Source organism: Corynebacterium lubricantis DSM 45231 (assembly GCF_000379425.1).
In the GTDB taxonomy this organism is placed as follows: Bacteria; Actinomycetota; Actinomycetes; order Mycobacteriales; family Mycobacteriaceae; genus Corynebacterium; species Corynebacterium lubricantis.
Window position 1 is genome coordinate 1 of the sequence record NZ_KB902188.1, and the last position, 12,798, is coordinate 12,798.

General features: G+C 60.0%; 12 protein-coding genes. All 12 read right to left on the minus strand.

From position 1 onward, the window contains the following. Window positions 1-378: 378 nt before the first annotated feature. On the minus strand, window positions 379-1,650 hold the full coding sequence (gene tyrS, locus A37O_RS0104565; protein ID WP_018296313.1) for a tyrosine--tRNA ligase: 1,272 nt from the start codon (window positions 1,648-1,650) through the stop codon (window positions 379-381). Between the two features lie 36 nt (window positions 1,651-1,686). Then, complete coding sequence (locus A37O_RS0104570; protein ID WP_018296314.1) at window positions 1,687-1,866, minus strand: Trm112 family protein; 180 nt, start codon at window positions 1,864-1,866, stop codon at window positions 1,687-1,689. Window positions 1,867-1,877: 11 nt separating this feature from the next. Further along, on the minus strand, window positions 1,878-2,519 hold the full coding sequence (locus A37O_RS0104575; protein WP_018296315.1) for a hypothetical protein: 642 nt from the start codon (window positions 2,517-2,519) through the stop codon (window positions 1,878-1,880). Further along, on the minus strand, window positions 2,506-4,080 hold the full coding sequence (locus A37O_RS0104580) for a vWA domain-containing protein (protein WP_018296316.1): 1,575 nt from the start codon (window positions 4,078-4,080) through the stop codon (window positions 2,506-2,508). The genes A37O_RS0104575 and A37O_RS0104580 overlap by 14 nt, the downstream gene beginning before the upstream one ends. Next, complete coding sequence (locus A37O_RS0104585) at window positions 4,080-5,264, minus strand: hypothetical protein (protein WP_018296317.1); 1,185 nt, start codon at window positions 5,262-5,264, stop codon at window positions 4,080-4,082. The genes A37O_RS0104580 and A37O_RS0104585 overlap by 1 nt, the downstream gene beginning before the upstream one ends. Window positions 5,265-5,317: 53 nt before the next feature. Continuing rightward, the gene (gene argH / locus A37O_RS0104590) at window positions 5,318-6,751 is read right to left on the minus strand and encodes an argininosuccinate lyase (RefSeq protein WP_018296318.1); all 1,434 of its coding nucleotides are present in this window, start codon (window positions 6,749-6,751) and stop codon (window positions 5,318-5,320) included. Continuing rightward, on the minus strand, window positions 6,751-7,956 hold the full coding sequence (locus A37O_RS0104595) for an argininosuccinate synthase (protein ID WP_018296319.1): 1,206 nt from the start codon (window positions 7,954-7,956) through the stop codon (window positions 6,751-6,753). Before A37O_RS0104595 ends, argH begins: the two co-directional genes overlap by 1 nt. Before the next feature lie 80 nt (window positions 7,957-8,036). Beyond that, entirely contained in the window at window positions 8,037-8,534 is a 498-nt protein-coding gene (locus A37O_RS0104600) for an arginine repressor (RefSeq protein ID WP_018296320.1), read from the minus strand. Between the two features lies 1 nt (window position 8,535). After that, window positions 8,536-9,474, minus strand: a complete 939-nt coding sequence (gene argF, locus A37O_RS0104605) for an ornithine carbamoyltransferase (protein ID WP_018296321.1) — start codon at window positions 9,472-9,474, stop codon at window positions 8,536-8,538. Between the two features lie 2 nt (window positions 9,475-9,476). Then, window positions 9,477-10,655 (minus strand): acetylornithine transaminase, encoded by a 1,179-nt coding sequence (locus A37O_RS0104610; RefSeq protein WP_018296322.1) that lies wholly within the window; start codon window positions 10,653-10,655, stop codon window positions 9,477-9,479. A gap of 1 nt (window position 10,656) precedes the next feature. After that, window positions 10,657-11,598: an acetylglutamate kinase gene (argB, locus tag A37O_RS0104615; protein ID WP_018296323.1), complete on the minus strand. Its 942-nt coding sequence runs from the start codon at window positions 11,596-11,598 to the stop codon at window positions 10,657-10,659. A 10-nt stretch (window positions 11,599-11,608) separates the two neighbouring features. Beyond that, a complete protein-coding gene (argJ, locus tag A37O_RS0104620) occupies window positions 11,609-12,769 on the minus strand; it encodes a bifunctional glutamate N-acetyltransferase/amino-acid acetyltransferase ArgJ (protein ID WP_018296324.1) in 1,161 nt (386 codons plus the stop codon). Between the last annotated feature and the right edge of the window lie 29 nt (window positions 12,770-12,798).

A 12,798-nucleotide genomic window follows, 5' to 3' on the forward strand; every position in this document is an offset into this window, starting at 1 on the left:
CTATGCGGCAGGGAAACAACCAAGCACACAAACCAACACACAAACAAAAGTACATTGGCACACTATCGAGTTCTCACACAACACTTGCACACCCACACGCAGTTAACTAAGCGTTAACCTTGTCTGAAGCAGCTTGATCAACCTTAAACACAATCTGAACGAAAGTCAAAACCATGTTCTCGGCATATAACTTAATTTCTTAGTCCAGCGGTAGTTTTCCTGACCACCATCTCACCAGACCCTGTAGGTCTTAGCGGGGCGTTGTCGGTCTCGCTGACTCACATAAATCTACACACCCACCAACACAACAACAAATCGCCAGGTAGAAGCACAAAAACCGCATTCAATAGAATGCGGTTTGTTGTTTGGGCTAGACGATTATCCGGTGATCTTCACGCCGGCAAAGTTCTTCTTGCCGCGACGCAGCACGAGCCACTTTCCGTGCAGGAGGTCCTCGGACTGTGGTTCCCACTCTTCGGAATCAACACGCTGGTTGTTCACGTAGGCGCCGCCCTCCTTGATGGCGCGGCGTGCTGCACCGCGGGAATCTACGAGACCAGTACCCACAAGCAGATCCACGATTGTGCGCGCTTCTCCAGGGGCAACCTCGAATACCTCGGTTTCCGAAACCGAAGATGCCAGGGTCTTTTCATCCAGGTCTTCCAGGTCGGCACGGCCGAAGAGTGCCTGAGATGCAAGTTCGACTGCCTTGGTTGCCTCAGTGCCGTGCACCAAATTGGTCATTTCCTGGGCAAGGCGCTTCTGTGCCTCGCGCTTGAATGGACGCTCGGCAACCTCGACCTCGAGCTCATCGAGCTCTTCCTTGGTCAGGAAAGTGAACCAACGCAGGTAACGGATCACGTCAGCGTCAGAGGCATTGATGAAGTACTGGTACCAGGTGTACGGGCTGGTCATCTCTGGGTCGAGCCAGAGCGAGCCGCCACCAGTGGACTTGCCGAACTTCTTGCCTTCGGAGTCGGTGACCAAAGGCACGGTGAGCGCGTGGACCTGTTCGGAATCCATGCGACGGTTCAGGTCAACGCCAGCTACCAGGTTGCCCCACTGATCGCCGCCACCAACCTGGAGGATGCAGTCGTAGTTGCGACGCAGCTGCACAAAGTCGTTGGCTTGGAGCAGCATGTACGAAAACTCGGTGTAGGAAATGCCGTCATTTTCCAGACGACGCTTCACGGTGTCACGCGAGAGCATGGTGGACAGCGGAAAGTGCTTGCCAATGTCACGCAGGAACGTGATCACGGACATATCCTTCGTCCAGTCATTGTTGTTCACCAGCTGCGCAGCATTGTCACCCTCGAAGGAAACAAAACGGGAAAGCTGACCGGAAATTCGCTCGGACCATTCCTCAACAGTGTCCACGGAATTCATGGAGCGCTCCCCCACGTCGCGTGGGTCACCGATCATGCCGGTGGCACCGCCAGCAAGAACCAATGGACGGTGCCCAGCTTCTTGGAAGCGGCGCAGCATCAACAGTGGTACCAGGTGGCCGGCGTGCAGCGAAGGACCGGTGGGGTCAAAACCGCAGTAGAGAGAGATGGGCTCTTCGGTAGCCTTGCGCAGTTCGTCCAGATCGGTGGATTGGTTGATCAGGCCACGCCAAGTGAGCTCGTCAATGATGTTCGTCGATGACAAAGGTGTTCCTTTAAGATGAATTGATAAATTGATAAATTATGCGGATGGGGTCCAGGGCTGTGCTTCGTCGATAAGCAATACTGGGATGCCTTCATCGATGCGATAGGCAATGCCGAGCCGCTCGTTGACCAAGAGCTGTTCATCTTCCAGATAGGTCAGTGGGCCCTTGTCCTTGGGACAGACCAGTACTTCGAGCAGTTTCGGATCAAGACTCATGGTTGATTACCTTACCCGTTCTCTGCCTCTGGGTTACCGTTGAGCCCCGGCAGGTTGCCAAACTTTGAGCGCAACATCCTGGCCTGGGAGTCGAGGGCGCGAACGTTGTTGTCCAAAATGGCCTGTTTGATGGATTCAAGCGCGGTGGTGAGCGTGTACAGCGAGTCAAGCACGTGGTCAACAGCTGAGGGCAGATGGAGATCAGGCGCATCGAGGTAGGTGGTGACCACCTCGGGCAGGTAGATCTCGATGATATTCCACACGCTTTGCTGCTGATCGGGCGCGGATTCCATGGAATCCCACTCGGCAAGCACGAAACGGGCATTCTGGCTGAGCACGCGTGCCTGATCGAGGACCTCGCGCGGCGGATTCGCATGCCCAAGTTGGTTCAGGGTGGCCTGCAGCGTGCGCTCGAGGGTCACGGGAGCCGGTACGGCCGGTTTCGGCAGCTCTTTTTGCTTCTTCTCGGGAGTCAGCACAGCGCCGGCACCCCAGGCAGCAACGGCAACCACGGGCCACAGAGCGCCAAGACCCACCGCGAGGTGGATCACAATCACCAGCACGGCGGCGATAATTCCCACCAGGTTCTTGCGCGACTTAAAAAAGTTCGTGTTCACACCTGTGTTGTCGGCAGATTCACTATTGGAAGGCACGGATCTCCTTAAATGCTGCATCGAGGTCGCCGCCCATGGCGTCGAAGACTTCCCCACCGGTCAAGTCTGCCACCCCGTTCATCTCCTCCACGCTGGCCTCGCCGTACAGGATCACGAATACCGGAATTTCTTTCTTGTCTGCGGGCAGGCTCTCATACTCGTCGAGGAACATCGGATAGTTCGGTCCCTCGGTCACGATGCCGTCGCTGAGCAACACAATCGTCGGAATGCCGTGCTGTGTGTCAGCGTCACGTAAGGCGTCGAGAAGCGACTGGTACAACGGCGTATAGCCTTGCGCCTGCAAACCGTTGACGTAGTACTCAAGGTCGGCCCGCACACCGGGATCTTCGCGGTCAAACACAACCGTGGTCGGCGGGTTAGCTTGATCGAATCCGCGCACGGTGACCTGCTCGTTGTCGCGCAGCGCCACATCACCCGTCGACGTCGCCGCATCGCCGTTGATCAGCGAGCGCATGATCACCTGCAGCGACTCCAACCGCTCGCCTTCCATCGACCCAGAGGTATCCAGGACGAACGTCGTCGATCCAGGTTGGCGGTACTCATTGTTATAAGAATTCAAGAGCGTATCGACGACCGCCTGGTCTCCCGGGAAGGCCAGTTCAATCACTTGCTGCTGCTCGAGCTCGGCGGGCATCGCTGAGACTTGGCCAACTGGGCGCCGGTAAGTCTGCGCGATATCGTCTTGGTGCTCGAGCAACCACTCGCTTAAGGCTTGGACTTTGTCGCCGGCTTCGCTGTCGGACGGCTGAGCCATGGTAGACAGCGGGTAATCGGCCGAAATCACTCCGTCCTGCGGGACGATCACGGTGATGGGATGGCCTTCGTCGCGAAGCTGGTACAACGTGGATTCGTAGTTGACAATAGCGTCCACTTTGCCGGGCGATTCGACGAAGGAGTCCGCAAGCCAGCCGGACGAGCCGGACACCATGTCCTGCGCCTGGTACAACTGCGTCATCGGCTCAGAGATGGTGGCGATGTCGGCCTGGTTCAACGCCTGTCCAGTATCGGAAAGCGCTGTTGCCACGGAGACGAGCGCGGAGAAACCGGAATTGGAGGTCGACGGATCCGTCATGCCGAAGGTGAAATCGCCGGCTTCTGCCGCTTGGGCAAACTCAGCCCAGGTCGGCTGGTGGGTGTCCCAGCCGAGTCGCTGGGCAGATTCTTCCCAGACTCCGAAAGCGACCGGGCTGGTGGCAATCTTGGTTTCGTCGGCGAGCTTCGACGAGGCGCCGATGAGGTCGACGTATCGGTTCGTCGCGAACCAGGTCGCGTCCACTTGCCCGTCGAACTCCCCTGCTAACAGGTTCTGCGAGTTTTCCAGCGTTCCGCTTGGAAATTGCAGCTCGATCGGAAATCCAAGATCGTCTGAAGCGCTCTGCACCAACGGCTCAAGGTCCTGGAGCTCGGTGGCGGCGACGATGGTGAGTGGCTCGTCGTTAAAGTTCGAGCCAAAGAGCGAGCCCACGCTTGGCGACGAGCCACAGGCCACAAGACCGACGGATGCCAGGATGGCAACGAGGAGTGCTTGTATGCGTTTCATTAGTTGGTCTCCGTCGTCTCGGGGGTGGTGGTTTCAGGGTCGTCTCGAGGTGGCGTTGTATACGCCTTGCCCACCTCAGTAATCAAGAGTTCGAGCTGGTCATAAGACGGCAGATCGACCGAGGCCACATAATCTACGGGTGGCGTCAAGCCATGTTCACTCATGACCTCGGAAAAGATCTCGGAGTTGCTGGGGCGGAACCCGTGGCGGGCCGCTAGCTCCTGCAGCTCAGCATCCTCGGTGAGCAGGCGACCGACCTCAGAACCGGCCTCATTCATTCCGACGACACCGTGGTTTGCCTGGACAGTCGGGTCGAGGTAGAGCAGGACGTGGGAATCGTCGATACGCGAGTTCGGTGACATCTGCTCGCCGAGGAACTGTGCCTCATAGACCATGACCATTGGTGCGGCGCCCATGCCCTGGCTGAGGTAGTCCGCGAACGGGCCGGCCGAGCTCGAGGCCGTGTAGCCTTGCCCCGCGAAGAACGGGGTGATTTGCCGGACGAGTTCGTCATTGTTGCTGGCCAATTCAGGATTCTCGTTGGTAAACACCCAGTACAAGATCGACAGGTACATCGCGGCCGAATTTGAGGTGCGAATATCGGTGGTGGAAATCTGCACCGTTCGCGGCGAGGGAAATTCACTGCCGAGGTCGCGCCAACGGGTATTCGACGTGGCTAATTCGGTAAATCCGGCGACATCGAGGACTTGCATCCCATTGTCCTCGCGCACGAGACCTTCGCGCTTGAGGATTTCGACGATGGGTTCGAAGGTGGCCACACCCATCGGAGAATAGAACGGATAGGACGCCGTGTAGTCGGAGGATTGGCGCTCGACCTTTTCGGTGGCTGGGCCCGACGATGGTGAGGCGAAATCGTACTGCGAAAGGTCGGTTTGCTCGGCGATCTCACGCGAGCCGGCTGTGGTGACATTGACCTCATAGCCAAGTTGGCGGAACCGCTTTTCTACATCCGGGTCCCGGAAGAATCCGGCCTTTTCAGAACCGACTACCCCGCTGACCTGCGTGGTGGAAAAACCAGCCAGAGGATTGAGCGAGCGCAGGTCGGTGTTGGGCAACACAAACCTGCCGAGCACTACTGCTACTACCGCCACTACAACCAAAAGAACACCAAGGACAACGGATTTCGATCTCCCGTTGTTCTTGGTGTTTGAACCAGGACTCATGTGCTTAGCTTATGGCACTCCTGGCTGGTTTGCAGTGCAAATGTACTAACCGCCTAGCTGCGCACCGGCGTTTCCGCCCACGAGCGGTACTCGGCGTTTTTCGCCTCGACACGCTCGCGCTGCTCCTCCACGCGCGGACGCGCGGTGCCGCCACGAGTATCGCGGGAGGCAACGGCGCCATCGATGGTGAGTACCTCGCGGACTTCTGGGGTGAGCCGGGAATCCACGCTGGCCAGCTCCTCGTCGGAAAGTTCGACTAGATCCACGCCGTGGGACTCCGCGATGCGGACACAGGCGCCGGAGGCCTCGTGTGCCTCGCGGAAAGGCACGCCTTGGCGCACCATCCACTCGGCCAGGTCGGTGGCCAGGGTGTAGCCCTGCGGTGCGAGCTCGCGCATCCGATCCTCGTGGAAAACCAAGGTAGAAGTCAGGCCCGTCAGTGCCGGGAGCAGCAGCTTGAGCTGGTTTACCGAATCAATTACGGGTTCCTTGTCCTCCTGCAGGTCACGGTTGTACGCCAGAGGCTGTGCCTTGAGCGTGGCAAGCAGACCTGCGAGATTACCGATCAAGCGACCAGACTTGCCACGGGTCAGCTCAGCCACGTCAGGGTTCTTCTTCTGCGGCATGATCGAAGAACCGGTGGACCACGCGTCGTGGAGGGTGATGTAGCCGAACTCTGGCGTGGACCACGCGATGATCTCCTCAGCGAAGCGAGAAAGATCCACGGAGATCTGCGCCAGAACGTACGCCGCCTCGGAGGCGAAATCGCGCGAGGAAGTGCCGTCGAGGGAGTTGTCGGTTGCGGAATCGAAACCGAGCTCCTCGGCGATCGCCTCTGGATCGAGGTGCAGCGACGAACCCGCCAACGCACCCGAGCCATACGGAGACACGGCGAGGCGCTTGTCCAGATCCTGGATCCGCTCAAGATCGCGCAGCAACGGCTGCGCATGTGCGAGCAGAGAGTGCGCGAGCAGGATCGGCTGGGCTGCCTGAAAGTGGGTCTTACCAGGCATGATCGCATCCGGATGCGCCTTTGCCTGAGCGACGAGCGCGTCCACCAGGTCAGTCACGTCGAGAGCGACATCGCGCAAAGCGTCGCGCAGCCACATGCGGAACATGGCTGCCACCTGGTCGTTGCGGGAACGGCCAGCACGCAGACGGCCACCAACCTCAGGGCCGACGCGGTCGATCAGGCCACGTTCCATGGCTCCGTGGACATCTTCGTCGGTGGCATCAGGAGTAAAGCTGCCATCTGCCACATCTGCGCCCAACTGATCGAGCCCGGCAAGCATGGAGGCCAGGTCATCGTCGTTAAGCAATCCTGCTCTATTGAGAACCTTGGCGTGAGCCTTCGAAGCCAACACGTCGTAGGGTGCGAGCACCCAGTCGAAGTGGGTGGACACCGAGAGCGCGAACATGGCCTCCGAAGGGCCGCCCGAGAAGCGACCGCCCCAGAGAGCTCCCTCGTTGGTACCGTGCTGCTGCATTAGTTCTGGCCTGCCTCGCGGTCGCGCTTGTTGGCAATCTGGGAGGACAGACCGTGCAGCTGGACGAAGCCCTTTGCCGCGGTCTGGTCGAAGGAATCGCCGGTGTCGTAGGTAGCCAGGTTGAAGTCATACAGCGAGCTGTTGGAACGACGACCGTTGACCACGCAGGTGCCAGCACGCATAACCATGCGGATATCGCCGGTGACATTCTCCTGGGTGGAGTCGATGAACGCGGTGAGCGAGGTGTGCAGTGGCGAGTACCACAGACCGTCGTAGACCTCCTCGGACCAACGTGCGTCGATGCCGCGCTTGTAGCGAGCCAGCTCGCGCTCGACGGTGACGTCCTCGAGAGCCTCGTGTGCCGTGATCAGGGCAACGGCGCCAGGTGCTTCGTAGATCTCGCGGGACTTGATGCCCACGAGACGGTCCTCGACCATGTCCAGGCGGCCGATGCCCTGTGCGCCTGCACGACGGTTCATCTCTTCGATGGCCTCGAGCATGGTGACAGGCTTGCCGTCGATGGCGACAGGCTTGCCGGCCTCGAAGGAAATGATGACCTCGTCAGGAGCGTTGCCCAGGTTTGGATCCTCGGTGTAGGCGTAGAGGTCCTTTGTTGGTGGGTTCCACAGGTCCTCGAGGAAGCCGGTCTCAACAGCGCGGCCCCACACGTTCTGGTCGATGGAGTATGGCGAGGAAGCGGACTGCTCGATTGGCAGGTTGATCTTCTCGGCGTAGGCGATGGCCTTGTCGCGGGTCCATGCATAGTCACGAGCAGGAGCGATGATTTCGAGGGAAGGATCCAGGTTGCGGAAGCCCACCTCGAAACGAACCTGGTCATTGCCCTTGCCGGTGCAGCCGTGCGACACGTGGGTGCCGCCGTGCTCCTTGGCAGCCTCAACGAGGTGCTTCACAATGAGCGGGCGAGAAATTGCAGAGACCAGTGGGTACTGCTTCATGTACTTGCCGTTGGCCTTGATGGTAGGCAGGCAGTATTCCTCAGCGAATTCGTCCTTCGCGTCGATGACGATGGACTCAACCGCGCCACAGTCCAGCGCGCGCTGGCGCACGGACTCCATGTCTTCGCCGCCCTGGCCCAGGTCGAGCGAGACTGCAACAACTTCACCGCCGGTCATTTCACCGAGGTAAGGGATAGCAACGGAGGTATCCAGGCCGCCTGAGTAGGCGAGAATAACGCGGTTTGACATGTTTTCTCCTATTTTCGAAGTTTTCGAAGTTCAATATTTCTTAGAGTACCTGCCTGGCTAGACAGGACTTGCTTGGGCATTTATTCGGGCTCTTGTTCAGGCGTTGCTGCTAGATCCCTGGCCAGCTGTTTGCCTGTGACAGGATCGCGCGCGAGGACAAAGATCGTGTCGTCTCCAGCGATGGTGCCCACCACCGACTCGAGCCCGACCCGGTCGATGTAGCTGGCCAGATACTGTGCGGCCCCGGGTGGGGTGCGCAGCACGGCGATATTCGCAGAATAGTCCACGGACACGACAAGCTCCTCGAGCATGCGCCGCAGCTTATCCCGCGGGCCCGACGAGGCTTGCGCCAGCGTCTGGTCTTGGGTGTTGACGGTGTAGTACGCGCGGCCGCCCGAGGCTGGGCGCACCTTGACTGCCCCGAGTTCATCCAGGTCTCGTGAGAGTGTGGCCTGGGTGATGTCGATGCCCTCGTCGAGAAGCAACTCCGAGAGTTGAACCTGCGAAGTCACCCGCGAGTTCGCCAGGATGTCTAAGATCCTGGCTTGGCGCGCGGTGCGAGATGCTGGGGCGGTCATGTTACTGGTGCTCCAGCAGCCAGACCATCAAGGCCTTCTGCGCGTGCATGCGGTTCTCCGCCTCGTCGAAGACGCGGGACTGCGGGCCATCGATGACCTCGGCGGCGACCTCGTTTCCACGGTAGGCAGGCAGGCAGTGCAGGAAGATCGCGTCGTCCTTGGCCTTGCCCATCAGCTCGCCGTTGACCTGGTACGGAAGGAACGGGGTACGACGATCCTTGCCGTCATTCTCCATGCCCATGGACACCCAGGTGTCGGTGATCACCACGTCGGCCCCTTCGACCTCAGCGGTATCCGAGGTCACGGTCACCGTCGCTCCGGTCTCATCGCCGCGGATGCGGGCGCGGTCGATGAACTCCTGCTTCGGCAGGAATCCCTCAGGCCCCACGATGGAGATGTCCATGCCCGCGGTAGCGAAACCAATCATGTACGAGTTGGCCATGTTGTTGTCGCCGTCGCCCAGGTAGACGGCCCTCTTGCCCTTCAGACCCGCCGGTCCTTCCTCAGGGCAAAGATTCTCGATCACGGTCTGCAGGTCGGCCAGGATCTGGCAGGGATGCAGGTCGTCGGAAAGCGAATTGATAATCGGCACGGTCGCGGTCTCTGCCATATCGGTCAGATTTGAGTGCGCGTAGGTGCGCCACACGATCATTTCCACGAAGCGCGAGAGCACCGCGCCCGTGTCCTGGTAGGTCTCGCCTTTGCCCATCTGCGAGTTGCCGGTCTCGGTCACGATCGCATGTCCGCCGAGTTGCGCGATGCCCGCGTCGAAGGAAAAACGCGTGCGTGTCGACGACTTGTCAAACAACACCGCCACCGACTTCGGCCCCTCCAACGGACGCTTCGAAAACGGCGCCCGCTTCAGCTCAGCCGCCAAGTCAAGCACCTCGGCTTGTTCCTGGGGCGTGAGATCGTCGTCAGCCAAAAAATTGTGTGGCATATCTACTCCTCTCCTTTCAATGCGGTGATTGTTGCGCCGATGCGCGTGACGGCTGTATCGATTTCCTCGTCCGAGATAATCAGCGCTGGTGTCAGCCGGATCACGTCGGCGGAAGGCGCGTTCAAGATCACGCCCTGGTTGTAGCCCTCGGTAACGGCTTGCTTCGCCAGTGGCTCGTCGAGCACGACGCCGAGCATGAGGCCGCGACCGCGGACGTCGACCACTCCGTCGAGCTGCTTGAGCTTTGCGACGAGCACCTCGCCCTTGTGCTTCACGTCTGCGATGAACTTATCGTCCACCACGCTCAGCACTGCCTGGGCTGCGGCACACGCCACCGGGTTGCCACCGAAAGTCGTGCCATGCGCGCCAGGTTGGAAGAGCTCGGCAGCCTTGCCACGAGCGATGGTGGCACCAATCGGCAGGCCGCCGCCGAGTGCCTTCGCCATGGTGACCACGTCGGGTACAACGCCGTCGTGCTGGAAGGCGAAGAAGTCTCCGGTACGGCCGACACCAGTTTGGACTTCGTCGACGATCATGAGGATGCCGTGCTCGTCGCACAGCTCGCGAACCGCCTTGAGGAAGCCCTCCGGTGCCGGGATAACACCCGTCTCGCCCTGGATCGGCTCCAAGAAGATGGCTGCCACGTCGCTGGCGTTGATTTCTACCTGCTTGCGGAGGAAGTCGATGTCACCGTAAGGGTAGAACTCCACTCCTGGGACCAGCGGTGCGAATGGTTCGCGCTTATCTGGCTGGCCCGTGAGCGCGAGCGAACCCATGGTGCGTCCGTGGAAGCCGTGGTGTGCTGCAAGCACGCGCTTGCGGCCGGTCAGACGCGAGATCTTCAGGGCTGCCTCGTTGGCCTCGCCGCCGGAGTTGCAGAAGAAGACGCGGGCGGAATCGTCGCCGAAGCGCTTGATCAGTTCCTCAGCCACGTTGACGGCTGGTTCCGTGATGAACAGGTTGGACACGTGTGCCAGCTCGCCGACCTGCTTGGATACAGCCGCGACGATGTCGGGGTGGCCGTGGCCGAGGGAGTTCACCGCAATGCCCGCGAGCATGTCGATGTACTCTTTGCCCTCGTTATCGGTGACGGTAGCGCCGTGGCCCGAGACGAGTTGGATTTGTGGGGTGCCGTAGTTGTTCATCAACACTTCGCCCCACTTGGTGGATAGGTTGCTCAACCTACTTCACGTCCTTTCTGAAGACGGTTCCGTCTGGGTAATCTGCGCGTTCGTATTCTTCTGGCAGCACCATGGTGCCGATACCGCCCATGGTCATCAGCTCGAGGAGGACCGAGTGTGCGATGCGACCATCGATCACGTGTGCGGCCTTGACTCCCCCACGCACGGCGCGCAGACAGGACTCCATTTTCGGGATCATGCCGGCATCAAGCGTGGGCAGGATCTCCTCTAGCTTGTCCACTTCCATCTTGGACACCAGCGAGTCCTTGTTTGGCCAGTCGGTGTAGAGGCCCTCTACGTTGGTGAGGATGACCAGGCGTTCCGCGCCAATCGCCTCAGCTAGCGCACCGGCAGCGGAATCGGCGTTGATGTTGTACACATTGCCGTCGGTGCCTGGGGCGATGCCGGAGACCACGGGTATTCTGCCCGCCTCGATGATGTCCATCACGGCCTCAGGGTTCACGTCCACAATGTCGCCCACGAGGCCGATGTCGGTTTCTTTGCCGTCGACGTTTACGTAGCGCTTCTCGGCGGTGAAGAGCCGTGCGTCCTCGCCGGTGGTGCCCACCGCGTAAGGACCGTGGCTATTGATCAGGCCAACAAGGTCACGCCCGACCTGGCCGAAAAGCACCATGCGCACGATTTCCATGACCTCTGGGGTGGTCACGCGGAACCCGCCCTTGAACTCCCCGTCGAGGTTGACGCGCTTCAACATATCGGTGATCTGCGGGCCACCACCGTGCACGACCACGGGCTTCGCGCCTACGGTGCGCAGGAAAACCATGTCGGCTGCGAACGCTTCCTTGAGCGACTCGTCGATCATGGCGTTGCCGCCGTATTTCACCACGACAATCTTGTCGCGGAAGTGCTTGAGCCACGGCAGTGCCTCTGCGAGGACGTTTGCGCGTACCTCGCTGTTGACGCCTTTCATCAAGTCATCCATGTCTATTTCCTTAGCTGCTGTACGCCGAGTTGATTTCCACGTAATCGTGTGACAGGTCGGTGGTACGCACCATCGCCTTGCCTTCTCCACCGGTACCCAGGTCAACGAGTACGTCAATGTCTGCACCGCTGAGATCCACCTCGCGCGCACCTGGCGTGCCCGTGGTCTTTTCACATACGGCCTGGTTATTGAAGTACACGGAGATGTTGTCTGGGTCCATGTCCGCATCGGCCATGCCCACGGCTGCCAGCACGCGACCCCAGTTTGGGTCGGAGCCGAACATGGCGCACTTGAACAGATTGTCGCGCCCGAGGGTGCGGGCCGCGTTGAGCGCCTGCTCGTCGGTGGTGGTGCCCTGGACGTTGATGGTGACGCGCTTGGTCACGCCTTCCGCGTCGGCCTGCATCTGATCCGCGATGCTCGAGCTGACCTCAAGCACGGCCTGGTTCAGTTCCTCCTGCGTTGGTTCCACACCGGAGGCACCGGAAGCCATGATAATCACGGTGTCATTGGTGGAGGTCGAACCATCGATGTCGAGGGTGTCGAAGGTGACCTTCGAGGCCTGACGCAGCGCCTGGTCCAATGCCTCAGGAGTTGCCTTCGCATCGGTGGTGATGGTGACCAACATGGTGGCCAAGGATGGAGCCATCATGCCCACACCCTTGCCCATCGCGCCCATGGACCAACCGTTGCCCTGAAAGTAGGCTTCCTTGCTCACGGTGTCCGTGGTCATGATCGCCACTGCCGCGTCGTGGCCGTGATCGCCCAGGCCACCAGAAACTGCGGCAACGCCGGCGCGGACGTTGTCCATCGGAAGCAGCTCGCCGATAAGACCGGTGGAGCACACCGCAACATCATTTGCGTCCACACCCACGGCCTGGCCCGCGGCCGCCTGCATTTCCACGGCATCCTTGTCGCCTTGAACACCGTTACAGGCATTAGCGTTACCGGAATTGAACAGCACAGCCTTGAGCTGGCCATCCTTGATCGCCTCACGAGTCACCTTGACCGGAGAGGCAACCACACGGTTGCGCGTAAATACCGCTGCCGCGTTGAAGTCTGGGCCGTTGTTCACAACCAACGCCATGTCTGGGTTCCCGGAGGGCTTGATCCCAGCCGCGGTGGCCGCTGCGCTAAAGCCAGCTGGTGAGGTAATTCCGTGAGTGCTCATGAGTGAAATCTTTCTAATCGGTACAACGG

Excerpts from the sequence above, each read along its gene's own strand:
- A37O_RS0104570 (WP_018296314.1), bottom strand. The coding sequence starts at position 1,866 with ATGAGTCTTGATCCGAAACTGCTCGAAGTACTGGTCTGTCCCAAGGAC.
- A37O_RS0104580 (WP_018296316.1), bottom strand. The coding sequence starts at position 4,080 with ATGAAACGCATACAAGCACTCCTCGTTGCCATCCTGGCATCCGTCGGT.
- A37O_RS0104585 (WP_018296317.1), bottom strand. The coding sequence starts at position 5,264 with ATGAGTCCTGGTTCAAACACCAAGAACAACGGGAGATCGAAATCCGTT.
- argH (WP_018296318.1), bottom strand. The coding sequence starts at position 6,751 with ATGCAGCAGCACGGTACCAACGAGGGAGCTCTCTGGGGCGGTCGCTTC.
- A37O_RS0104595 (WP_018296319.1), bottom strand. The coding sequence starts at position 7,956 with ATGTCAAACCGCGTTATTCTCGCCTACTCAGGCGGCCTGGATACCTCC.
- A37O_RS0104600 (WP_018296320.1), bottom strand. The coding sequence starts at position 8,534 with ATGACCGCCCCAGCATCTCGCACCGCGCGCCAAGCCAGGATCTTAGAC.
- argF (WP_018296321.1), bottom strand. The coding sequence starts at position 9,474 with ATGCCACACAATTTTTTGGCTGACGACGATCTCACGCCCCAGGAACAA.
- argB (WP_018296323.1), bottom strand. The coding sequence starts at position 11,598 with ATGGATGACTTGATGAAAGGCGTCAACAGCGAGGTACGCGCAAACGTC.
- argJ (WP_018296324.1), bottom strand. The coding sequence starts at position 12,769 with ATGAGCACTCACGGAATTACCTCACCAGCTGGCTTTAGCGCAGCGGCC.